At 31.9% G+C, this 24264-nt stretch carries 21 protein-coding genes; 10 read left to right on the top strand and 11 right to left on the bottom strand.

Translation table 11 applies throughout. From position 1 onward, the window contains the following. Positions 1–123 precede the first annotated feature (123 nt). The 4 genes from NR218_RS06760 to NR218_RS06745 form a co-directional block, all read right to left on the bottom strand. Positions 124–4164, bottom strand: a complete 4041-nt coding sequence (locus NR218_RS06760) for a glucosaminidase domain-containing protein (protein WP_137689663.1) — start codon at positions 4162–4164, stop codon at positions 124–126. A 151-nt stretch (positions 4165–4315) separates the two neighbouring features. Beyond that, positions 4316–4735: a GNAT family N-acetyltransferase gene (locus NR218_RS06755; protein WP_017175782.1), complete on the bottom strand. Its 420-nt coding sequence runs from the start codon at positions 4733–4735 to the stop codon at positions 4316–4318. Positions 4736–4852: 117 nt separating this feature from the next. After that, positions 4853–5323, bottom strand: coding sequence for a DUF2538 family protein (locus tag NR218_RS06750; RefSeq protein WP_002448219.1), 471 nt, complete (start codon positions 5321–5323; stop codon positions 4853–4855). Positions 5324–5342: 19 nt separating this feature from the next. Further along, a complete protein-coding gene (locus NR218_RS06745; protein WP_235063138.1) occupies positions 5343–6581 on the bottom strand; it encodes an LCP family protein in 1239 nt (412 codons plus the stop codon). Positions 6582–6943: 362 nt separating this feature from the next. Between NR218_RS06745 and NR218_RS06740 the strand changes: the two genes are divergently transcribed. Then, positions 6944–8113 carry a serine hydrolase domain-containing protein gene (locus tag NR218_RS06740; protein WP_235063137.1) on the top strand — a complete coding sequence of 390 codons (1170 nt, stop codon included), beginning with the start codon at positions 6944–6946 and terminating at the stop codon, positions 8111–8113. 47 nt (positions 8114–8160) lie between these two features. Here NR218_RS06740 and rihC read toward each other — a convergent pair whose 3' ends face one another. The 6 genes from rihC to NR218_RS06710 all read right to left on the bottom strand — a co-directional run bounded on the left by rihC (position 8161) and on the right by NR218_RS06710 (position 13793). Next, on the bottom strand, positions 8161–9063 hold the full coding sequence (gene rihC, locus NR218_RS06735) for a ribonucleoside hydrolase RihC (protein ID WP_017175779.1): 903 nt from the start codon (positions 9061–9063) through the stop codon (positions 8161–8163). Between the two features lie 132 nt (positions 9064–9195). Next, complete coding sequence (gene qoxD / locus NR218_RS06730; RefSeq protein ID WP_002448242.1) at positions 9196–9486, bottom strand: cytochrome aa3 quinol oxidase subunit IV; 291 nt, start codon at positions 9484–9486, stop codon at positions 9196–9198. Continuing rightward, positions 9483–10088, bottom strand: a complete 606-nt coding sequence (gene qoxC, locus NR218_RS06725) for a cytochrome aa3 quinol oxidase subunit III (RefSeq protein ID WP_017175778.1) — start codon at positions 10086–10088, stop codon at positions 9483–9485. Before qoxC ends, qoxD begins: the two co-directional genes overlap by 4 nt. After that, positions 10078–12066: a cytochrome aa3 quinol oxidase subunit I gene (qoxB, locus tag NR218_RS06720; protein ID WP_017175777.1), complete on the bottom strand. Its 1989-nt coding sequence runs from the start codon at positions 12064–12066 to the stop codon at positions 10078–10080. The genes qoxC and qoxB overlap by 11 nt, the downstream gene beginning before the upstream one ends. Next, positions 12066–13178: a cytochrome aa3 quinol oxidase subunit II gene (gene qoxA / locus NR218_RS06715; protein ID WP_017175776.1), complete on the bottom strand. Its 1113-nt coding sequence runs from the start codon at positions 13176–13178 to the stop codon at positions 12066–12068. Before qoxA ends, qoxB begins: the two co-directional genes overlap by 1 nt. A gap of 297 nt (positions 13179–13475) precedes the next feature. Next, the gene (locus tag NR218_RS06710) at positions 13476–13793 is read right to left on the bottom strand and encodes a DUF5011 domain-containing protein (protein WP_017175775.1); all 318 of its coding nucleotides are present in this window, start codon (positions 13791–13793) and stop codon (positions 13476–13478) included. 268 nt (positions 13794–14061) lie between these two features. On the opposite strand from NR218_RS06710, the gene NR218_RS06705 reads away from it, so the two are divergent. Next, positions 14062–15207, top strand: coding sequence for a globin domain-containing protein (locus NR218_RS06705; protein WP_017175774.1), 1146 nt, complete (start codon positions 14062–14064; stop codon positions 15205–15207). 88 nt (positions 15208–15295) lie between these two features. Here NR218_RS06705 and folD read toward each other — a convergent pair whose 3' ends face one another. Beyond that, complete coding sequence (gene folD / locus NR218_RS06700) at positions 15296–16153, bottom strand: bifunctional methylenetetrahydrofolate dehydrogenase/methenyltetrahydrofolate cyclohydrolase FolD (protein WP_049415319.1); 858 nt, start codon at positions 16151–16153, stop codon at positions 15296–15298. 210 nt (positions 16154–16363) lie between these two features. On the opposite strand from folD, the gene purE reads away from it, so the two are divergent. From purE to purM, 8 genes are read left to right on the top strand one after another with little or no spacing between them, the layout of a single operon-like run. Next, positions 16364–16846 (top strand): 5-(carboxyamino)imidazole ribonucleotide mutase, encoded by a 483-nt coding sequence (gene purE / locus NR218_RS06695; protein ID WP_002448044.1) that lies wholly within the window; start codon positions 16364–16366, stop codon positions 16844–16846. Next, positions 16833–17957 (top strand): 5-(carboxyamino)imidazole ribonucleotide synthase, encoded by a 1125-nt coding sequence (purK, locus tag NR218_RS06690; RefSeq protein WP_019835350.1) that lies wholly within the window; start codon positions 16833–16835, stop codon positions 17955–17957. The genes purE and purK overlap by 14 nt, the downstream gene beginning before the upstream one ends. A 3-nt stretch (positions 17958–17960) precedes the next feature. Beyond that, positions 17961–18665, top strand: a complete 705-nt coding sequence (purC, locus tag NR218_RS06685; RefSeq protein ID WP_019835351.1) for a phosphoribosylaminoimidazolesuccinocarboxamide synthase — start codon at positions 17961–17963, stop codon at positions 18663–18665. Then, on the top strand, positions 18665–18925 hold the full coding sequence (gene purS, locus NR218_RS06680) for a phosphoribosylformylglycinamidine synthase subunit PurS (RefSeq protein ID WP_002448160.1): 261 nt from the start codon (positions 18665–18667) through the stop codon (positions 18923–18925). Before purC ends, purS begins: the two co-directional genes overlap by 1 nt. Position 18926: 1 nt before the next feature. Continuing rightward, entirely contained in the window at positions 18927–19598 is a 672-nt protein-coding gene (gene purQ, locus NR218_RS06675; protein WP_017175770.1) for a phosphoribosylformylglycinamidine synthase subunit PurQ, read from the top strand. Continuing rightward, a complete protein-coding gene (gene purL, locus NR218_RS06670) occupies positions 19591–21780 on the top strand; it encodes a phosphoribosylformylglycinamidine synthase subunit PurL (protein ID WP_017175769.1) in 2190 nt (729 codons plus the stop codon). The genes purQ and purL overlap by 8 nt, the downstream gene beginning before the upstream one ends. Next, positions 21759–23243 carry an amidophosphoribosyltransferase gene (gene purF / locus NR218_RS06665; RefSeq protein WP_048762470.1) on the top strand — a complete coding sequence of 495 codons (1485 nt, stop codon included), beginning with the start codon at positions 21759–21761 and terminating at the stop codon, positions 23241–23243. Before purL ends, purF begins: the two co-directional genes overlap by 22 nt. Further along, positions 23236–24264 (top strand): phosphoribosylformylglycinamidine cyclo-ligase, encoded by a 1029-nt coding sequence (gene purM / locus NR218_RS06660; protein ID WP_019835354.1) that lies wholly within the window; start codon positions 23236–23238, stop codon positions 24262–24264. The genes purF and purM overlap by 8 nt, the downstream gene beginning before the upstream one ends.

The following is a 24264-nucleotide window of genomic DNA, read 5'->3' as shown; positions in this document are numbered from 1 at the left end:
GTATGAAATATAAAATTTAGAGCAAAAAAGAATCTGAGACAGAAATAAGTGTCTCAGATTCTTTTAAGTATGGATAGGCGATAACTGAAGGGCAACTGAATTCAGTCTCACTCCCAAGTAGTATTATTGATTAAATACTGGTATTTCAAAATATTTACCAACTGAATTAATTTGATCGTATAAGTATTTTAAACCTTCAGCATTCACATTTGCCCAATTAATATCAGTAGCATATTGATGTGTACCAGGTTGATCAGGATTCCAACGCATTTTATAAAGTGTATTTTGACCAGATTTAATATAATCTTGAGCAATAAATTTAGCTCCATCAATAATAGCTTTAGAAATACTATTCCAGCCAGATCGTTTTGCGTAATTAATTCCATTTACAAGTGGTGCATAATCATAAGCACCAATACCATATACATTATAGTATTTAATAGGGGAATTAGAAACGACTTGATTATTAACCAAATTTGCACCTTTAGCAAGTTTAGATTGGCCATTACCCGTTTCAAGTAGGGCATGAGCAATTAAGTAAATTTCATTAACACCTGTCAATTTTGCAGCATTAGCAAATGCTTGACCTTGGTTTTCTAACATTCCCTTACCTTTAAGTAGTCGATTTAAACGATCTACAGATAATGATTGTGGGCGATCTAAACGTAAAAATTGATATTTTAAAGTTGGATGTTTAGCAAGTGTTTTCGCGTTCATCGCATTTTTAATTTCACTATACGTTGCATTTGACCAACCGCTATTATTACGTTGAACTTGTGGTGGTGCACCGTAAACATTTTGTTGAATTTTAGTGACATCATCAAGTGTTCTATAGTTTTTAGATAGTTTAACTAATTGTTGTTGTAAATCGCTTTTCTTAATCCATACTGATTTACCATTACTTAATTTACCATAATACCAAGTGATACCATTTACTACTTTTCGTTTTGTAACTTGAAAAATTTGTTCATTAAATGGCTTGAGTAAGTACCCTTTAGCTGAAGTAGGGTCGTCATAGTAAAAACTATTACCATTAGTTATAACTAAATCATCGTTATAGTCTTCTACTGTATCGAAAGATGAAGCGTTAGTTAAATCATTTAGTGCAATCCAACCTGTTTGATTATTAACTGTACCGTATAAATACGTTTTACCATCAACAATTGTCGATTTAGAAGCTGTGAAAGTTTGATTAGCAATGTTGTTTTTATCTAATCGTTGTTGATTAGTGCCCCAAGCAATCGTATACAAGCCCTTATTATTTTGATTGACAGTATAAGTACCTTTCACTTTTTGTTCTTTATCTAAATTTTTAATATTTAAGTCTTTAACATTATACCAACCTAATGGGGTATTTCCAGAAGTACTAGATAATAAAACATATGTATTATCATCTAATTTTTTTTCTTTAGTTACAACATATGTTTTGTTAGCATATTGCTTTGCATGCTTACCACTTGCATCGTAAATACTTGAACGTATACCATCATTTGTTGAATTTACTTGAGCAATTTTTGAAACAGTTTGAACACTACTTGTTTTTTGACTCGTTTTTACAGTTTGAACATCGTCTGATAAAATCCAGCCCCAAACATTATTGATAACACCGTGAAGATACGTATTTGAGCCTACTTTTAAAGCGTCTATAGATTTTAGAACATCTCCCTTTGAAGGAACAGTTGCTTTAATTTGAGACGAACTGCCCCAAGGTGTTTCATATATATTACTATTTCCTTTGATATTGTAATTTTTAATACCATCATTTATAGGTGTTGTAGTTTGAATATTAATTTCTGATGAAGGAATCCAACCGTGTGATTGATTACCATTAAAGTCAGAAATCAAATAAAAGTTTTTATTATTTAATGTCGCTTTTTTAGTTACACGATAAGTATTACCGTTAATAGAAGGATTTATTTTTCCTGATGAGTCATATACTGTTGTGTAAGCACCACTATTTTTTTTAGCTACTTGTCCTAAAGTGTTATTTAATTGAGAAACATTAAGTACATTAGTTGTATCCGCTTTGTTTTGAATATCATTTAAATAATATTTACTTACCCAACCAGTTAAACCATTTACTGAACCATATACATAAGTTGATTTACCTACTTGTTGTGATGCACTCGCTTTAAATGGAGATTGATTTGATTTAGATACTGTTCCAGCAATTTGATTATAATTACCCCATGGAACCGTGTATAGTGTCGTTCCAGGTTTAATAGTATACGATTTATTTACTTTTGTTTTAGAAGTAGTAGTATTATAAATCGTTTCACTTTGTTTAACCCATCCATATAATTTTCCACTATTATAATCGGATACTAGGTAATATTTATCTTTACCAAGCTGTGCAGATTTTGTAACTGTTAAAGTATTATGAACTTGATTCGTTGTTTTTCCCTTAGAATCATATACAGTAGTATAAAGACCGCTATTATCTGATTTAATTTGAGCTAAGCCATTATTAGATGTTACTGTTAATTTTTTATTATTTACACTTGGTTTAGTAGTAGGAGTTGAATTATTTGTAGATGTTGTACCCCATGGTGCAACTTTACCCATTTTAATTAAATATTTTTCGTTAATTAAATCATATAATTCATCATAACTATAATTATGATTACTCAAGTAGGCATGTGGATCAGCGTGATCTGTACCTCCAAGATAACGACTAATAGCATAATGAGTCCATACTGTTCCTTTAGCATCATATTCAGCACTATCTGGTTTTAATCCATAATATTGTAATTGTGTAGCAGCGTAATCTGCATAGTTATTCATTGAACGTGCAAATGAAGCATAATCATGTGTATGAACAATTTCAACATTAATAAAACGATTATTTCCATATGGTCCAGCTCCCCAAGATAAATAATCAGTAGGGGCAGTTTCAATAATACGATTTCCATCTACAAATGCATGTACAAACGCATTTGTATAATTATTTCTCATATAATTAATTTCGCCTTCAATCGTTGAATTGTCATTTGCAGTATCATGCACGACGATGCCTTCAGGTTTTCCTACTCCATTTCGATACCCATATTTAGGGAAGTAAGATGTATAATGTTCTTCAATCGAAGGAGCTTTCAAATTATTTGAGCGAATATAATTATTAATTGAAGATTTAACTTGTGGTACATATTTTGGTAGTGAAGAAGTAGTTGAATATGTACTTACTGTAGCTGGACCACCTTTTCCACCGATACCTTTATACACTGATGATGTAGAGTCAGAGACAGATGCATCATTTGATTGAGTTGAAGTTGTAGTTTTATTATTAACATTAGTATTATTTAAAGCTGCACTGTATGCACGTACTTTTAAAGTATTATGCATTGGTGAAGTTTGAGTATTATTATTTTGAAGAGTAGTATCTTCATTGTTAACTGTAGTGTTGTCTGATTTATTTGATAAATTGTTAGACGTACTGTCACTTTCAGTAGTAGAAGTAGAAGATGTTGATACTTTATTATTGTCATTATTTGTCGTTGTCGTATCATCATCTACTTTTTGTTGCTTATTATTAACGAAAGTAGTGCTTGATTGAGTTTTTGATATGCTATTGTTTTGACTATCTACGTTATTTAATGTTGTTTTAGGCTCATCTGTATTTAACTTTTGTGTATTTGAAACTTGAGCACTTTCATTATGAGTTGGTTGTGTTTCAGTAGTTACATGATTTGAATTTATTTTATTATTAGACTCTGCTGATGTAACTAATTTAGTTGAATCAGTTGAAGTAGTAGAGGTAGTAGCTACTTCATTATTATTATGTTTTGTATTATCAGATTGATAATTTGAAATTGTATCATTGTTTTTAAGTGTATCATTAGTATTAGAACGCGTTGAGTTATTTTGAGATGACGCTGATTGATTTAAGTGATCTAATTTTGCATCATATGTGTATGTATTATTAGTAGTATTTGATTTTACTAATGTAGGGTCTTGGTAAGTTTGCACCCCAGAGATATTTTGAGCTGCATTACTGACTTGATGTTTAGCTACATTGGCATTTTCAATATTTTGTTGATCATCGATTACATTATTAGCAGCCTCTTGTTTGTTTTCAGAGGCTTCAGCATGATGTGTAGTAAATGCTGCACCAAATAAAGTAAGGGCGATCATTGATGGGAATTTAAAGCTAAATTTTTTCGACATAATAGTTGCTCCTTTTTTAATTTACTTTTTTATTATAACGTCAAGAAAAGTAAGAGTAATTATTTTTAACTAATTTGTAAACTAAATTTAATTTTGTTTTTAAAAAATATCTAGCTGGTGTAAATGGAATTCAAGTATCGAAAAATATAATTTAAATTATTTTATACATTTTAATATGAACAATATTTTCTTCTTGAAAAGGAAGACCAATACTAACATAACCTAGTTTTTCATAGAACGGTTTAGCTTGTAGTTGTGCGTTTAAAATAAGTTTATGATGATGTTTTCGTTTTGCAATACTTTCAATCGTGTTCATTAATGTTTTACCGAATCCTTTATTGCGATAAGGTTTTAAAATTGCTACACGTTCTACTTTTATACCATCTTCATATGGACGAAATCGTGCACAAGCAAATGGATGATTATCGTGATATCCAATAATATGAGTAGAAGTATTTTCAAATGCATCTAATTCGTTTTCTAATGGAACCCCTTGCTCTTCTACAAAAACTGACTTTCTAATTTCAAAACAGTCAGAAAGCATAGATTGATTAATTACTTCTCTAAACATGTGACATTTACCTACTCTCTTAAATTAAATAAACTCAATCATTGTATAGAATCATTTTATATTATTTAAATATAGAAAAAAAACTCCTTTTACTAAAAAGTAAAAAGGAGTAATAAATTATAATGCTTCTTGGCGAACAATTGCGCAATATTGCCAAAAGATCCTTAATTGTGCGATGTTCCAGTTATTCATACCCATAGTGAAACCTGAAGGTCTAAAAAGATTAACGTCTGTCACCTCTAAAGCAGCTGCAATTAAATATTGCAAAGGAATACTAATGCTTTGCATTGTTTCTGTAATTCCATTTTCATCATATACCCAAGAAAAGGGTAAATCAGATTCAAATACATCTACTTTATTAAAAATTTCAGGTAAAGCAACAATGTAACAAGCTCCATTTACAATTGGATTCACTGAATTTTCACCATAGTATACTAATAATGCCTCATAGTTTTCACGATGTTCATGATTAACATAAAAGAATTCACTTCTAAATAAAGCCATGTCTTGACTATGAATAATTTGTTGTTCTAATACGTTAAACATACCGTTAATATTAGCAATTTTTTCATATGTTTTGCGTGACATTCTACGTGCTCCTCTCAAATTAATATAATTGATTTATTTCATTTTGATTGTTGAAGTCGTTTGAGTTGTCTGGATTGTTGCTATTGACTTGATTACTCGTTTGATCTTGCTGAACCATAGTACTATCAGATGGATTTTGTTCTGATTGTGATTGCGTAGAAGGGTTAGTATCATTATTTTGAATAGAGTTTTCATCTGTTGTGGTATCTTTTTGATTATTTTCTAACAGAAACGAATCAATAGGTGTTAACGGTACTAGATTGCCATAATATTTAATGACTCTTTCATCCAATAAATCATTCTTATCTGTTATTTTAGATAGTCCTAAATCAGAACGCAATAAATTTGAATATTTTAATATGCTCTTAATGCTAGGGTGATAATAGTAGATACCATTTAAATAATCATTGTCACCTTTAAGTTGAGACTTTTTAAAGTCTATATTATCAGATAAATAAATTGAAGCTATCGATTTAATTTCTTCTGTTGTTAGGTTATGTTTAGCATTTTTACCTACTATTTGAACGAGTTCATCTAGTCTGTCATATGAATCTAAATTTTTTGCTTTCTGAAATAAAATTTTGATTAAATCCATTTGTCTCTCGCCACGTTTTAAATCTGAATCGTGATGACGCGTGCGTGCTACAGCCAAAGCTTCATCACCATTTAATTTGTGATACCCTTTTTTAACTTTGATTCTTCCAGTATCATCTGTGTTAGGTTCATCTAAATCATAAGGTACATCGTAATAAATACCACCTAATTTATCTACCGCTTGAACAAAGGCATCCATATTAATTCGAACATAATAGTCGACAGGGACATTAAGTGTGGCTTCAACAGTATCCATAGTAGCAATAGGACCTCCATAGGCATGTGCGTGTGTGATTTTATCGTAATAACCTACTTTAGGAATATAACTGATTGTATCACGAGGAATACTTAATAAACGGATTTGTTGTTTATTTGGACTAAGTGTTGCTAAAATCATTGAATCAGTTCTTGAATGTTCAGTCGTTTGACCATTTTTACGTCTACCTTCATTATCGTCTATCCCAAGAAATAATATTGATATAGCGTTTTTAGAAGGATTTATTTTGCTATTTCTTAAAGTAGAATGACGTTTTGCATCAGATTTATTATATGAAGATTGCAAAGCATTCTCAGAATGATGATATAAATTGACAATAAAAATGACAGGAACAACAATAAGTAATAATGTTAATAGCATCATAAAATATTTTAAAAAACGATTCATAATTATGTGCTCCTATACGTATTTATTAAAAAAATAAGTTAATAATTTAATCATACCATTTTAATATAAAAGAATAATAATTATTACTCCCATAGCCATAAATTGTATTACTAATTAGCTAAAATTACAACTTAATTTTAATATAAAAAGATAATGTTTAAAAACTTTTATTTACAATGAAGCAGGCTTGAAAATTTACTTTATCGGTCTAAAGAATGATGTAATAAAAAATAGTCGGAGTAAGATATATTAAAGATGATATTTTAGGGGGAATAATATATAATATAATTTATTGAAAGAATAAAAAATTAATAAAATAGTGTAGAGTTAATAGTTTTTATTAAATTGTAATGAGGCAGCAAATGAAAAAAAGAATAGAAATAATAACATTAATCATAGTTTTAATCATCTTAGTAACATTATTCGTTATATTCTTAATGAAAGTATATAAAACAAATCATAAAGATACAGAATATAACAAAATTAATGATAATAAAACGTATTTACAAAAAAGAGATTATCATGTATCGAAATTGCCACATTTAAAGACAATTGAAGTCGAAGAACCACATATCAAAAATATTGATGAATATTTAAAAGCAATTCATTTTAATGGGGCAGTTACAGTTCTTGAAAATGGTAAATTAAAGTTGAATAAAGGATACGGTTATCAAAATTTTCATCATAAAACTAAAAACTCACCAAATACAATGTATTTAATTGGTTCCGCACAGAAATTTACAACTGGATTAATTCTAAAAAAATTAGAAAATGAAAATAAAGTGAATATAAATGATTCTGTCACTAAATATTTACCTTGGTTTGAAACGACAAAAAAGATAACTTTAAAAGATCTAATGTTACATAGAAGTGGGCTATATAAATTTGAAGCTTCTCCTAAAACTAAAAGTCTTGATGGTGCAGTACATGCAATACAAGCAAGGGGAATTGATGAAAAATTTTATCATAAACATTTATATAATGATGCTAATTACTTAGTGCTTGCTCAAGTAATAGAAGTAGTCACACATAAATCCTATGCTGCGAATTATTATGATGATTTAGCACAACCATTTAGTTTACAACATAGTGCGTTCTTTAATGAAAAACCATATAAAAAATATATGGCTACAGGATATAAAATGATTGACGGTAAATTAACTGCTATGAAACCAAATATATTAGCTCAATATTATGGAGCGGGTAATTTATATATGACAACATATGATATGGCTCATTTAGTAAATAATTTAAAAAATAATAATATTTTTAGTGAATCAGTGTCAATACCACTGACTCAGCAATTAGGAACAACAGCATATCCTGAATCTTATCGTTACGGATTTTATGTTACACCGCAATATAACAGAATTAATGGTGTATTCTATGGACAAATATTTACCGTCTATTTCAATCAACATTATGTCATCGTACTTGCTTCAAATATAGGTGATAATTCTAAAGTAACAAATGAAAATCGCATCTCATATATTTATCATAAAATACTAAATCAACAATCTTATTATCAATAAGAGTAAAATTAAATATTAAAAGGTCGGAACATTAATTGTTTCGACCTTTAATTTTTTAAAGTATTTAAAAATATTGTTTTATAATGTTCATTTATACTTGATACGACTACAGAACAATTAGGATAGGAAGATTCAAAATCAACTACAGTAGCACCACGAGTCAGTGACCCTTGTAATTCAATTTGCACATCTGCTTCTTTAATTTCATAACTCTTAGGATCAAGTAAATAAAGAATCGTAAATGCATCATATAGTTTTATTCCTTCTTTAAAATCTTCACCGCGATAGTGTTGGAAAATATGATACAACATTTGTGTTGTGTTGTTTTTATCTTTAAGAGTGTCTAAATAAGAATGAGTAAATAATGATTGACGCGCTAAATCTAAGCCAATCATCGTTAAAGGTAAACCAGCATTAAAAACGATATGAGCTGCTTCAGGATCACAATAAATATTAAATTCAGCTAGGGGAGTAACATTACCTCTTCCAGTACTACCACCCATCATAATAATTTCTTTAACATGGTTTTTGCATTCAGGATACGTATTAAAAAGTAGAGCTATATTTGTTAAAGGGCCTAAAGTTACAAGAGTAATAGGTTCATTAGAATGACTTAATATCTCATTCATAGCTTCTACAGCATGAGAAGACGCTAAATCTGAAGTAGAAATTGTAGGGAATTGATAGCCATCCATACCACTTTCTCCATGAATATGACTAGCATCTTGTATTTCACTTATTAATGGTTGAGAAGCTCCTCTATGAATAGGGACCTCACTGTTGAAAAAGGCTTTTAATTTTAAAGCATTCGCTGTGGTTTTCTCAACACCTACATTTCCATTTACAGTAGAAATCATTTTGACATCAAATTTTGTATGAGATAATGCAAGAGCAATTGCTGCTGCATCATCTATACCTGGATCAGTATCAATAATAATAGGTAATGACATGAATACACCTCCAAAGATTTTTACTTTTTCTTATATCTATCATACACAAAGAAGTAATTAATATAAACAAAACAAAAAGCCTGTACAAGTTAAAAAACTCGTACAGGCTTTTTAAGAAAGGTAGAAATTGAATTATAAGTGACTAGAATGTCCACCTTGCATAACCCAATAAGTACCAATAACTGTGATTAAAGTAATAATAATCGCAAAGATAACTTTGGCAGATTGTAAACGTCCATCTTTACCTTCAGTTAAGTGCATGAACATTAATAATTGTAATGCAGCTTGGATGAAAGCAAAACCAAAGATAATTGTTGTTTTAGCATGGAATGTCATGTTTGTGTATAGAGTTACAAAAACTGCTAATAACGTTAAAACGATTGAAGCAATAAAGCCAACTGTATGTTTTACGATTGTGTTCATCCGCTATACACCATCCCTATCATATATACGGCAGTAAAGATGAAGATCCATACAACATCTAAGAAGTGCCAGTATAAACTTACTATAAATAATTTTGGAGCATTAAATTTATTTAATCCACGTGTTGCTACTTGGATTAATAAACAAATAATCCAACCGATACCTAATGAAACATGGGCGCCATGTGTACCTAATAGGATGAAGAAACTTGACCAGTAAGAGCCTACTTTAGGTGTTACACCTTCAGAAGCATAATGTGCAAATTCATAAATTTCGAATCCGACAAATACTAAGCCAAGGATTACTGTTAAAATCATCCAAAACATCATTTTACCTTTTTCTTCTTTACGTAAGTAGTAAATTGAAATACCACAAGTATAAGAACTGATTAATAAGGCAAATGTCATGATTAGGACAAGTGGTAATTCAAACAATTCAGTTGTCAATTTACCACCGTAACCGCCCCCATGTTGCAACGTTAATAACGCTGCAAATAGGGTACCGAATAATGCAAATTCGGCTGTAAGGAAAATCCAGAAGCCAAGTTTATTCAATTGACCTTCATGCGTACGTGAATCAATAGTGTTTGTATCATGACTCATGACCTACAGCCTCCCTTTCTTTAATACGTGCTTCTCTTAAACGTGCTTCGTTTTCAGCAACTTCAGAAGCTGGAATATGATAACCGTGATCTTGTACGAAACTTTGATAAATCATAGTTCCGAAGATACCAGCTACACAAATTAGGAATGGAATGATAGATTCGAAGATTAAGAAGAAACCACCAACTAACATGAATATACCCATAAATACACCAGTATGTGTGTTGTTAGGCATATGAATGTCTTTGTAGTTATGATTGTCTAAGAAATGACGACCATGTTCTTTCATATCAACAAATGTATCATAGTCATTCCAATCTGGAGTGATTGCGAAGTTGTATTTAGGTGGAATAGCAGAAGCTGTTGACCACTCTAAAGTACGACCTAAACCATCCCAGTTATCTCCAGTTGCTTCACGTGGAGATTTAATGTGGCTGTAGATAATGCTTGCTACTAAGAATAGGAAGCCGACTGCCATCATTAATGCACCGATAGTTGAGATGAAGTTTAATAACCACCAACCATCAGATGGCATATAAGTGTATAAACGACGTGGCATACCGTCTAAACCAAGAATGAATTGTGGTAAGAAACATACGTTAAATCCAATCATGAATAACCAGAATGCCCATTTATTTAATTTTTCATTTAATTTGTAACCCATCATTTTAGGATACCAGAAGATTAAACCAGCTAGACAGGCAAATACTACACCAGTAACCAATGTATAGTGGAAGTGAGCTACTAAGAAATAAGTGTTGTGATATTGATAGTCAGCTGATGCCATTGCTAACATTACACCAGTAACCCCACCTAATAAGAAGTTAGGGATAAAGGCTAATGAGAATAACATTGGTGACTCAAAAGTAATACGTCCTTTATATAATGTTAATAACCAGTTAAATAATTTAACTCCGGTAGGTACACCGATTAACATTGTTGAGATTGAGAAGAATGAGTTAATTAAAGCACCATTACCCATTGTGAAGAAATGGTGAACCCAAACTAAGAAACTTAAGAACGCGATACCAGCAGTTGCCCACACCATACTTTGGTGACCGAATAAACGTTTACGAGCAAATGTTGGAATAATTTCTGAATAAATACCAAATGCAGGCAAGATAACGATATAAACTTCAGGGTGCCCCCATACCCAGAAGAAGTTTGCCCATAACATTGGCATACCGCCATCTGCTACTGTAAAGAAATGAGTTCCGAATACTCTATCAGCTGTCATTAAAGCAAGAACAACTGTGAATACTGGGAATGCTAAAATTACGATTAATGTCGTAATAAAAGTAGTTACAGTAAACATAGGCATTTGCATAAACTTCATAGTAGGTGTTTTACATCTAAGTATTGTTACAAAGAAGTTAATACCTGTCATTAAAGTACCGATACCTGAAATTTGAATTGCTACTAAGTAGTAGTTAACTCCTGGACCAGGACTAAATTCTCCTGCTAGTGGAGCATAGTTTGTCCAACCAGCTGCTGGTGATCCACCTACGATAAATGATAGGTTAAATAAAATCATACCAACAAAGAATAACCAGAAGCTGATGTTGTTCATTACAGGGAATGCCACATCACGAGCCCCAATTTGTAAAGGAACAACAACGTTCCATAAACCGAAAACGAATGGCATAGCCATAAAGATAATCATGATAACGCCGTGCGTACTAAAAATTTCGTTATAGTGATTTGATTCCAAGAAAGTATTATCCGGAATAGTTAATTGAGTACGAAGTAATAACGCATCAATACCACCACGAACGAACATTAATACTGCACAAATTAAGTACATTAAACCGATTTTTTTATGGTCTACGGATGTGAACCATTCTTTGTATAGATATTTCCATAATTTGAAATAAGTAATTACTGCGATTAAACCGATAACTAAGAATGGGGCACCAATTTGGGCCATAGTAATCATCCAGTTACCTTTAACGAGTAATTCATCCCATGGAAAATTCATTAATGTTCACCTCCATGATCATTATCTGCTTTAGACGCATTCTCGTCTTTAGCTCCTTTATTGATTTTTTCCATTTCCTTAGCGTTGTGAGTTTCTTCATCTTTGAACTCACTATCGTAAGGGTCATCGTTGCCTAAAATCATTGGCTTCATACCATGACGAGGATAGTTGACATTTGTAACTGTTACCTTACGAGCTGGTTTTTGAGGTTTATCTGTTACATCTTTGTAAAGATCTTTTTCAGCAACGAAGTTAGGATCTTTTTGAGTATAGTTGTAACGTTTATATGCATAGAAGATATACTCTGGATCAGCTGCAGGATCGACAAATGCCATGTGAGTACCACTAAATGTTAATTCTTTATTTGGAGTACTTGGTAAGATTTGTTTATCAAACTCATCTTGGCTAATAGTTTTCTTACTTTTAGCATCTTTAACCCAAGCATCGAAATCTTTTTGGTTTACAGAGTGAACTTTAAATGTTTGGCGAGAGAAACCTTCACCATTGAAGTTAGAGTTACGTCCTCTGAATGTACCAGTTTGATCGGCTGTTAAAGTCCAATTCATTGTCATGCCAGTCATGGCATATTTTTGACCACCTAATTGAGGAATCCAGAAACTAGTCATTGTATCCATAGATTGTAATTTAAATACAACTGGACGGTTTTTAGGAATAGTTAATGTATTCACTGTTTCAACCTTTTGTTCTGGATAAGCAAAGAACCATTTATATCCGGCACTAACTGCATAGACAACTAATGGGTCTTCTTTACTTTCAGGTGGTTTCTCGTAATCGTATAATGTTTTAACTGTTGGAATAGCTAAAGCAATTACGATTAAGATTGGTACCACAAACCAAATTGTTTCAATTAAAGAATTGTGGTGCATCTTACCAGATTCGTCATTTTTATTGTAACTATACTTGAAAATAAAAACAGCGAACATAGTAAGTACAACAGCAACAATAACAAGCATGAAGATGATTGAGTAAATAATCAAGAACTTCTGACTACTTGCTACTGGCCCTTTTGCATTAAACACTTCTATGTTTGAACAACCACTAAGTAAAATTAGTGTGCCAAACATAAGAAGCAACGACTTAAATTTTGACACTTTTTTGACCTCCTAATACTACAAATGTAGGGCTTACCATTAATTTTAGTTCATTACGCGATATTTACAAGACCTTATTAGAAAAAAATTACAATAATAAATAGGAAAAAACTAGTAACAATAGGAATGACGGGGAATGTAAGGTTTGTTAAAATTATGTGTCTATTCTGTGAAAAATGTCAAAAATAGAAAATTGTTCGTTACATTTGAGAAACATTATCAATTCTAGCGTTTACAATAAAAATTAAATAAAAAAGACGAGATATTCATCTCGTCTTTTTCAGAAAATTGACACATTTATTTAACTTTTATGTAACGTGTTGATGATTCTTCGGCTCCCTCTGAGTCGATGACATTATATCTTACTTTATAAGTACCTACTTTTGACGTATCTACGTGACCATCAACTGTAATTTTATGTGTTAAATCACCATCTTCTTTATCATAGGCACTAATTCCATTTAATACATTATAATCTTGACCTTTTTCAATAACAATATCGTTTACTCCTTTAAGCTGTGGAGTATGATTTGAAGTAGCTTCTGCACTTAAATTTGGAGTCACAAGAGTAGCGGAGACACCGAGAGCTGAAAGAGATTGTATGAGTTTATTCATTACGTTAACCTCCGAATGTAATAAGTCATTTGAATAATTTAACTATACTTTAATTTCTGATTTTTAACATCATACTATAGTCTTAATATAGCTTATTCAAGATTAAATTTAAATGAACTTAAGATAAATAAATATTAAATTTATGTAAAATGAAAGTTCTGTGAATTTAAAAAAATCTATATTACATTATAATAAGTATTGTACTAAAATATATTTGTAGTAAATAAATATATTTTACACATATAATTTTAAGTAGGAGTGGATTTGAATGTTAACAGAACAAGAAAAAGGAATTGTAAAAGAAACTGTTCCAGTATTACAAGAAAGAGGAACAGAGATCACTTCTTATTTTTACAATAGAATGTTTCAACAACATCCAGAGTTAAAAAATATGTTTAACCAAACTAACCAACAAAAAGGATTCCAATCTACTGCTTTAGCTCAAAGTGTATTAGCAGCTGCAGTTAATATTGAGCATTTAGAAAATATTTTGCCAGTTGTTAAAGAAATTGCATATAAACATTGTGCGTTGCAAGTACCACCAGCTGGATATGATATCGTAGGAGAAAACTTAATTGAAGCAATTAAAGCTGTTTTAGGATTAGAAGATAGTCATCCTATTATTCAAACTTGGAAAAAAGCATATCAAGAAATTGCTGATGTATTTATTCAAGTTGAAAAAGATATTTATAGTAAAATGTTATGGGAAGGTTTCCAACCATTTAAAATAGAAAAAATTGACCAACTTTCATCTGATATTAAATCCTTTACTGTAGTATCAGATAAATATGATTTAAGTCAATTTACACCAGGAGAATATATTACAGTTGATGTAAGTAGTGAAAAAATGCCTTATCGTGCAAAACGTCACTATTCAATTGTTAGTGGCGATAACAATCATTTAACTTTTGCTGTCAAACGTGATGTATCTACAGACCATGAAGGTGAAGTTTCAACTATTTTACATGATGAATTAAAAGAAGGAAATGATATTAACTTATCAGCTCCAGTAGGTCCATTTGGTGTGGTTAACCAAAATCAACCACAAGTATTTATTGGTGCGGGTATTGGTGTCACACCACTTGTTTCAATGTTTGATAAAGTAGCTGAAAATGGAAGTCATGCACAGTTTATTCAAGTAACTGGAGACGTTAACGATACACCATTCACTTCTCATTTAAAAGATATTTCAAAACGCTACGACAACGCGAAATATGAATTATATGATAGACAAGCTAAAGGTTATTTAACTAAAGAAACTCTTGAAAATTATGTGAATAATGATAGTGAAGTATATGTTTGTGGAAGTGCTAAATTTATTCAATCAGTGATTGAAGTATTAAAAGAAATAGGCGTAAGCCAAGAACATATTCATTATGAAACATTTGTTCCAAAATTAAGTGTTTCAGTATAAATGTAATATATTATTAAAAAAAGAGAGAGGCATAATTAATTTGAAATTATGTCTCTCTCTTTTTTAATAATAAACGTTTGAATTTAAATTATTCAATGCCTCTACGCATTTTTTCAGCTAATAATGTATTATTTAAAACCATCGTAATAGTTAAAGGACCTACACCGCCTGGTACTGGAGTAATAGCACCTGCAATTTCTTTTACTTCTTCAAATTCAACGTCACCTTTTAGTTTGCCATTTTCATCAGGAGTATTACCTACATCCACAATCACTGCGCCTTCTTTTACATCGTCTTTAGTAACTAATCCAGGTTTACCTACTGCACTGACGATAACATCTGCATGTTTTAAATGGCTATGCATATCTTTAGTACGTGAATGTAAGATTGTTACTGTCGCATTTGCTTGTAATAATAACTTAGACACGGGTTGACCTACAATGTGACTTCGGCCAATTACGACAGCATTTTTACCTTCTAAATCGATATCTGCATGTTTTAAAATTTCCATAATTCCTAATGGTGTACAAGGGACAAACGTTTGTTCATCAATGTATAATTTACCAATGTTTGATGGGTGGAAACCATCAACGTCTTTTTCTGGATTAATTGCTTCTAAAATTTTTTGTTCGCTAACTTGTTTAGGAAGAGGTACTTGGACTAAAATGCCACTTACCGAATCATCATTATTTAAACGATCTAGTTCTTTTAATACGTCTTCTTCAGAAGTATCTTCAGCTAAATGAACAATTTCAGATATCATCCCTATTTTTTCAGCAGCTTTCTTTTTAGAATTAACATAGCTTTGACTTGCACCATCATTCCCAACTAAAATAACGGATAATTTTGGTGTATATCCCTTTTCTTTTAAAATTTCAACTTGGTCTTGCAACCCTTGTCTATAATCTTTTGCAATATGTTTCCCATCTAAAATTTTTGCAACCACAAAAAATTCCTCCTTGTTTATTAAACATCTGTCTATAGATTAACTTTAAAGGTATAAAAACGTCAAATTTTAGCTAAAAAGCGTAAATTAAGTTAAGAAACATAGATAAAGTTCGATTTTTGATTGAAATTAACTCTTATACTTGGTATGCTATACGTGTAATATACAACTAATAAGATTTATATTTTAAACTTTGAAAGGGTGTACAAAGTGAAAGTAGCAGTCATTATGGGTAGTTCCTCAGACTGGAAGATTATGCAAGAAAGTTGTGCAATGTTAGAACAATTTGAAATACCATATGAAAAGAAAGTAGTGTCAGCACATCGTACGCCAAAGTTAATGTTTGATTTTGCAAGTGAAGCACGTACAAACGGTTATGACGTTATTATTGCTGGCGCTGGTGGTGCAGCACATTTACCTGGGATGGTTGCTTCAATGACAACGTTACCTGTTATCGGTGTACCTATTGAATCTAAAAGTTTAAAAGGACTAGATTCACTATTGTCTATTGTTCAAATGCCTGGTGGAATTCCTGTTGCTACAACGGCAATCGGTAAATCTGGGGCTAAAAATGCTGGTATTTTAGCAGCGAGAATTTTAAGTATTGGAAATGATTCAGTTCGTAAACATCTTGAACAATATGAACAATCTTTAGTAGATAAGGTAGGCGAAATGCAAGATGAACTTCAATAGATTAAAGTTCGGAGCAACAATTGGTATTATTGGTGGAGGACAATTAGGTAAGATGATGGCACAATCTGCCCAAAAAATGGGCTTTAATGTAGCGTGTTTAGATCCTAATCCAGATAGTCCATGTAAATCAGTAGCAGATGTTTTTATCACGGCAGAGTATGATGATGAAGAAGCCTTAAACAAATTGGGTCAACAATCAGATGTGATTACTTATGAATTTGAAAATATATCTGCTCAACAACTTAAGCAACTAACTCAACAATTTAACATTCCTCAAAGTTATCAAGCAATTGAATTATTACAAGATCGTTTAACTGAAAAACAAACATTAGAATCTGCAGGTACGAAAATTGTTCCTTATGTATCTTTAAAAGATGAAAAAGATTTGAATCAAGCAATTGAAACATTAAGTTATCCATTTATCGTAAAAACACGTTTTGGTGGATATGATGGTAAAGGACAAATTTTAGTGAAAAATGATTCCAATGTTGAAGAAGCTAAAGTACTTGTTTCAAAACATGAATGTGTGGCAGAAAAATTTTTAGATCTCGATCGAGAAGTATCTTTAACTGTAACGATTGGTAATCAAAAACAAATTGCTTATTTCCCACTACAAGAAAACGAGCATCGTAATCAAATACTATTTAAAACTATTATTCCAGCTAGATGCGATAAAGAGCAAGAAGCGAGAAAAGAAGTAAATAAAATAATCGAAAAAGTTCACTTTGTTGGTACTTTTACCGTGGAATTCTTTATTGATAAATCAAATCACTTATATGTAAATGAAATTGCACCGAGACCACATAACTCTGGACATTATACGATTGAAGCATGTGATTATTCTCAATTTGATACACATATCTTAGCAGTAACTGGTCAAGATTTACCTCAAGAGATTGAAATTTTAAAACCAGCTGTGATGATGAATTTACTAGGACGCGATTTAGACTTATTAGAAGATAAATTTGGAGATCATCCTGAATGGCATGTCCACATCTATGGAAAAACAGAACGAAAACCGGATAGAAAAATGGGGCATATGACCATTCTTACAAATAATGTTAATGAAACTGAAAATGAAATGTTGAAACAATTTAAAGGGAGAGAATAATCAATGTCATTACTTTATGAAGGTAAAGCAAAAAGAGTATTTTCAACTGAAACAGTACATCAGTTGAGAGTTGAATACAAAGATGAAGTCACAGCAGGTAACGGCGCCAAAAAGGATAAGATGCAAGGGAAAGGACGTTTAAATAATCGAATTACTTCAATTATTTTCGAATATTTAAATAAACATGGCCTTGAAAGCCATTTTATTAAACAGCTTTCTGAAACTGAGCAATTAGTTAAAGAAGTAAAGATTATACCACTAGAAGTAGTTGTAAGAAATATTGCGACAGGTTCTATTACGAAACGTTTAGGTTTTGAAAAAGGCCATGTATTTGATGAACCACTTGTAGAGTTCTTTTATAAAAATGATGATTTAAATGATCCATTGATTACTGATGATCATGTCAAATTACTTCATATTGCTAATGATGAGGAAATTAAGACATTAAAAGATATGGCTAAAAATATTAATAAAGTATTAATTCAATTAATGAATGAAATGGATTTAAGATTAGTAGATTTTAAAGTTGAATTTGGAAAAACAGAAAATGGTGATATTTTATTAGCGGATGAAATTTCACCAGATACTTGTCGTATTTGGGATAAATATTCAGATACGAATTTCGATAAAGATGTATATAGAAATGATACTGGTTCTTTAATAGATACGTATCAAACATTTTTGGATAAATTGGAGGAACTAAAATAATGAAAACAATTGAACTTCACATTACATTACAACCACAGGTATTGGATACACAAGGTCAAGCATTAAATCGTGCTGTGCATGACTTAGGTTATAAACAAGTTAATGACATTAGAGTAGGTAAAGTATTATATATGACTGTTGATGAAGCTACAGATGAAGCAGTAAATAATATTATTACGACATTAAGCGAAAAGTTATTTGCTAATACGGTTATTGAAGAATATAGTTATAAAATTGTTGATGAAAAGGAGAATGCATAATATGAAATTTGCAGTTCTCGTTTTTCCAGGATCTAACTGTGATAGAGATATGTATAATGCAGCTATTAAAACAGGTGCAGAAGCTGAATATGTAGATTATCGTGAAACATCTTTAAAAGGTTTTGACGGGGTATTAATTCCAGGTGGTTTTTCATTTGGTGACTATTTACGTTCAGGGGCTATGGCAAGTGTCGCTCCAATTATTAGCGAAGTGAAACGTTTTGCCAGTGAAGGTAAGCCCGTTTTAGGTGTATGTAATGGATTCCAGATCTTAACTGAGATAGGACTATTACCCGGCGCCTTATTACATAATGATTCACATCTATTTATTAGCAGAAATGAAAAACTGAAAATTGTTAATAATCAAACTCCTTTTACTAATTTATATGGAGAAAATGAAATTGTTGTTTATCCTGTAGCACATGGAGAAGGACATTATTATTGTACAGATGATATGTACAATGAATTAGTTGAAAATAATCAAATTATTTTAACATATGAAGATAACCCGAATGGGTCTCATGAACATATTGCAGGTATTGTAAATAAAGCAGGCAATGTATGTGGAATGATGCCTCATCCTGAAAGAGCACTTGAAACACTTCTTGGTACAGACAGTGGTGTTAAATTATTCGAAGCAATGGTAAATAGTTGGAGGGAACAAAATGTCTAAGTTTATCGAACCTAGTATTGAAGAAATTAAACTTGAAAAACTATATCAAGACATGGGTTTAAGTGATGAAGAATATAATAAGGTACGTGAGATTTTAGGAAGAGAGCCTAACTTTACAGAAGTAGGTATTTTCTCAGTCATGTGGAGTGAACATTGCTCTTATAAACATTCTAAACCTTTCTTAAAGCAATTCCCGACAACTGGCGAGCATGTCCTTATGGGACCAGGTGAAGGTGCTGGAGTTGTAGATATTGGTGATAATCAAGCGGTAGTTTTCAAAGTAGAATCTCACAATCATCCTTCAGCAATCGAACCTTATCAAGGTGCAGCTACTGGTGTAGGAGGTATCATCAGAGATATCGTATCGATTGGAGCAAGACCCATTAACCTACTAAATAGTTTGCGATTCGGTGAATTATCAGTAAAACAAAATCAACGTTTATTAAAAGGCGTTGTCCGTGGTATTGGTGGTTACGGTAATTGTATTGGTATACCAACTACAGCAGGAGAAATCGAATTCGATGAACGTTACGATGGAAATCCGCTTGTCAATGCAATGTGTGTAGGTGTTATCGATCACGATATGGTACAAAAAGGTACTGCTAAAGGTGAAGGAAATTCAGTCATTTATGTAGGCCTTAAAACTGGACGTGATGGTATTCATGGTGCCACATTTGCATCTGAAGAATTAACTGAAGAAAGTGAAAGTAAACGACCTTCAGTACAAATTGGTGACCCATTTGTAGGTAAAAAATTAATGGAAGCCACACTTGAAGCAATCACATTTGATGAACTTGTAGGTATCCAAGATATGGGAGCAGCAGGTCTTACCTCTTCTTCATCAGAAATGGCTGCTAAAGGCGGTAGTGGATTAGTACTGTATCTAGATCAAGTCCCAACACGTGAACCAGGAATCTCACCATATGAAATGATGTTATCTGAAACACAAGAAAGAATGTTACTTGTTGTTGAAAAAGGAACAGAACAAAAGTTCTTGGACTTATTTGATAAACATGAACTTGATAGTGCAGTAATTGGTGAAGTAACGGATACTGACCGCTTCGTTCTTAAATACGAAGATGAAGTGTATGCAGATATTCCTGTTGATGCACTAGCTGATGAAGCACCTGTCTATATTTTAGAAGGTGAAGAAAAAGAATATAATACCTCAAAAAATGATTATAGTGAGATCAATGTACAAGATGTATTTAAGAAATTATTAAAGCATCCAACAATTGCTTCGAAACATTATTTATATGAACAATACGATCAACAAGTAGGTGCTAATACCATTATTAAACCTGGACTACAATCATCTGTAGTAAGAGTTGAAGGAACAAATAAAGCCATTGCTTCAACCATTGATGGTGAAGCTCGATATGTATTTAATCAACCTTACGAAGGTGGAAAAATGGTTGTGGCAGAAGCTTATAGAAATTTAATTGCTGTAGGCGCAACACCATTAGCTATGACAGACTGTTTAAATTATGGTTCTCCAGAAAAGAAAGAAATTTACCAACAATTAATTGATTCTACAAAAGGTATGGCAGAAGCTTGTGAAGTATTAAAAACACCGGTAGTATCAGGAAACGTTTCTTTATATAACGAAACTAGAGGAACTTCTATTTTCCCTACACCAGTAGTAGGAATGGTAGGACTCATTGAAGATATTCAATATTTAAATGATTTCCATCCAGAAACAGGGCATACATTATATCTTGTAGGAGAAACAAGAAATGATTTTGGTGGAAGTCAAATTGAAAAACTTTTATATAGTAAAGTCAATCATGAGTATGAAGAAATTGATTTAGGTGATGAAGTGGCAAAAGGCGAAGCAATAAAAACATCTATTAGAAATGGAATTGCTTCTCATGTACAAACTGTAGGTAAAGGCGGTTTACTTATTACGCTTGCTAAAATAAGTGCTTATTATAATTTAGGATTAGAAGCAAAAGTAGAACTCTCTGATGCACAATTATTTAGTGAAACACAAGGACGTTATGTCGTTGCAGTCAAAGAAGGACAAACACTAGATGTAGATGGAGCTATTAAAATTGGTGAATTAACAGATGTTGATGAATTTAAAGTATCTAATACTACATCTACAATTACAGAAAAAGTCTCAGATATTAAAGCAATTTGGGAAGGAGCTATTTCAGAATGTTTAACTACAGTGGATTAAACGAAGAATGCGGTGTCTTTGGCATTTGGAATCATTCAGAAGCAGCTCAGTTAACTTATATGGGATTGCATAGTTTACAACATAGAGGGCAAGAAGGTGCAGGGATTGTAGTTTCTGATGAAGATACTCTAAAGGGTGAACGTGGTTTAGGTTTACTTACTGAAGCCATTAAAGAACCACAACTTAATAAACTAAAAGATGGCAATCATGCTATTGGACATGTTCGTTATGCGACATCAGGAAATAAAGGTATCGAAAATATCCAACCATTTTTATATCATTTCTACGATATGAGTGTCGCAATTTGTCATAATGGTAATTTAATTAATGCACAAACTTTAAGACAATACCTTGAAAAACATGGTGCCATTTTCCACTCATCTTCTGATACTGAAGTGATTATGCATTTAATTCGTCGTAGTAAAGCTCCTACATTTGAAGAGGCGCTAAAAGAAAGTTTACGACAAATTAAAGGTGGATTTACTTTCGCGATATTGACTAAAGACGCTTTGTATGGTGCTGTTGATCCAAATGCGATTCGTCCTCTAGTAGTTGGTAAGATGCAAGATGGAACATACATTTTAGCTAGTGAAACATGTGCCATAGATGTGCTAGGAGCAGAATATGTCCAAGATATTCATGCTGGAGAGTATGTTGTCATTAATCACAATGGCATTGAAGTAAAATCATATACAAGTCACACTAACACAGCTATTTCAGCAATGGAATATATTTACTTTGCGCGTCCAGATTCAACCATTGCTGGAAAAAATGTGCATGCAGTTCGTAAAGTTTCTGGTGAAAAATTAGCTCAAGAAAGTCCGGCTCAAGCAGATATGGTTATCGGTGTTCCAAACTCATCATTATCTGCAGCTAGTGGCTATGCTGAAGAGATTCAATTACCTTATGAAATGGGACTTGTAAAAAACCAATATGTCGCACGAACTTTTATTCAACCTACACAAGAATTACGTGAACAAGGAGTACGCGTTAAGCTATCGGCAGTGAAAGATATTGTAGAAGGTAAAGACATTATTTTAGTTGATGACTCTATTGTAAGAGGAACAACAAGTAAACGTATTGTCAGAATGCTTAAAGATGCTGGAGCAAATAAAATACATGTACGTATAGCTTCTCCAGAATTTATGTTCCCTAGTTTTTATGGAATTGATGTGTCTACTACTGCTGAATTGATTTCTGCTAGTAAATCTCCAGAAGAAATTTGTGAGTATATTGGTGCAGATTCTCTTGCATATTTAAGTGTTGAAGGTCTTATAGAATCAATTGGATTAGATTTTGATGCACCATATAGTGGATTATGTGTAGAAAGTTTTACAGGAGATTATCCAGCAGGTCTATTTGACTATGAAGAAAACTATTTAAATAATTTAAGTACACGTCAAAAAGAATATATTGATAATCATAAACATTATTTTGATAGAGAGGGAAATATACATGTCTAAAGCTTATGAACAATCAGGTGTTGATATTCATGCAGGTTATGAAGCGGTAGAAAGAATGTCTAGTCATGTTCAACGTACAATGCGTAAAGAAGTACTTGGTGGATTAGGTGGATTTGGTGCGACTTTTGATTTATCCCAGCTTAATATGAAAGCGCCAGTATTAGTCTCTGGTACAGATGGTGTAGGAACAAAATTAAAGCTTGCCATTGATAATAATAAGCATGACACGATTGGTATTGATGCAGTTGCCATGTGTGTAAATGATATTCTTACAACGGGCGCAGAACCGCTATATTTTTTAGATTATATAGCAACAAATAAAGTTGTTCCGGAAGTGATAGAGCAAATTGTAAAAGGTGTGAGTGATGGTTGTGAAGCTACTCATACTGCTCTTATTGGTGGAGAAACAGCCGAGATGGGTGAAATGTATCACGAAGGAGAATATGACTTAGCAGGTTTTGCTGTAGGGGCAGTCGAAAAAGATGAATATATTGATGGATCTGAAGTAGAAGAGGGACAAATTATCATTGGTTTAGCTTCTAATGGAATTCATTCTAATGGGTATAGTTTAGTAAGAAAGTTAATTCAAGAATCCGGAATTAATTTGAATGATTCATTTGATGGAAGTACTTATCTTGATACATTTTTAGCTCCGACTCAATTGTATGTGAAACCTATTTTAACTTTAAAAGAAAAAGTTAAAATCAAAGGCATGAATCATATTACTGGTGGCGGATTTTATGAAAATATACCTAGAGGCTTACCTAACGGGTTAGCAGCTAAAATTGATACACAATCCTTCCCAACACCAAAAGTATTTGAATGGTTACAACAACAAGCTGACATTGAAACGAGTGAAATGTATAACGTTTTTAATATGGGCATAGGCTATACTGTCATTGTAAATAAAGAAGATGTATCTAAAGCACTTGATATCTTAAAAGAACAAGATATTGCTGCATATCAAATAGGGGAAATTGTTAAAAGTAATGATGAACCGATTTATCTTGAGGGGGTATAG

This window comes from Staphylococcus sp. SUC_1.2 (genome assembly GCF_026222585.1).
Note: the sequence above shows the minus strand (reverse complement) of the source record. Positions and strands in the feature narration are given on the sequence as shown.

Coding starts and splice junctions, on each gene's coding strand:
- NR218_RS06760 (WP_137689663.1), bottom strand. CDS start 4,164: ATGTCGAAAAAATTTAGCTTTAAATTCCCATCAATGATCGCCCTTACT.
- NR218_RS06755 (WP_017175782.1), bottom strand. CDS start 4,735: ATGTTTAGAGAAGTAATTAATCAATCTATGCTTTCTGACTGTTTTGAA.
- NR218_RS06750 (WP_002448219.1), bottom strand. CDS start 5,323: ATGTCACGCAAAACATATGAAAAAATTGCTAATATTAACGGTATGTTT.
- NR218_RS06745 (WP_235063138.1), bottom strand. CDS start 6,581: ATGAATCGTTTTTTAAAATATTTTATGATGCTATTAACATTATTACTT.
- NR218_RS06740 (WP_235063137.1), top strand. CDS start 6,944: ATGAAAAAAAGAATAGAAATAATAACATTAATCATAGTTTTAATCATC.
- rihC (WP_017175779.1), bottom strand. CDS start 9,063: ATGTCATTACCTATTATTATTGATACTGATCCAGGTATAGATGATGCA.
- qoxD (WP_002448242.1), bottom strand. CDS start 9,486: ATGAACACAATCGTAAAACATACAGTTGGCTTTATTGCTTCAATCGTT.
- qoxC (WP_017175778.1), bottom strand. CDS start 10,088: ATGAGTCATGATACAAACACTATTGATTCACGTACGCATGAAGGTCAA.
- qoxB (WP_017175777.1), bottom strand. CDS start 12,066: ATGAATTTTCCATGGGATGAATTACTCGTTAAAGGTAACTGGATGATT.
- NR218_RS06710 (WP_017175775.1), bottom strand. CDS start 13,793: ATGAATAAACTCATACAATCTCTTTCAGCTCTCGGTGTCTCCGCTACT.
- NR218_RS06705 (WP_017175774.1), top strand. CDS start 14,062: ATGTTAACAGAACAAGAAAAAGGAATTGTAAAAGAAACTGTTCCAGTA.
- purK (WP_019835350.1), top strand. CDS start 16,833: ATGAACTTCAATAGATTAAAGTTCGGAGCAACAATTGGTATTATTGGT.
- purC (WP_019835351.1), top strand. CDS start 17,961: ATGTCATTACTTTATGAAGGTAAAGCAAAAAGAGTATTTTCAACTGAA.
- purS (WP_002448160.1), top strand. CDS start 18,665: ATGAAAACAATTGAACTTCACATTACATTACAACCACAGGTATTGGAT.
- purQ (WP_017175770.1), top strand. CDS start 18,927: ATGAAATTTGCAGTTCTCGTTTTTCCAGGATCTAACTGTGATAGAGAT.
- purL (WP_017175769.1), top strand. CDS start 19,591: ATGTCTAAGTTTATCGAACCTAGTATTGAAGAAATTAAACTTGAAAAA.
- purF (WP_048762470.1), top strand. CDS start 21,759: ATGTTTAACTACAGTGGATTAAACGAAGAATGCGGTGTCTTTGGCATT.
- purM (WP_019835354.1), top strand. CDS start 23,236: ATGTCTAAAGCTTATGAACAATCAGGTGTTGATATTCATGCAGGTTAT.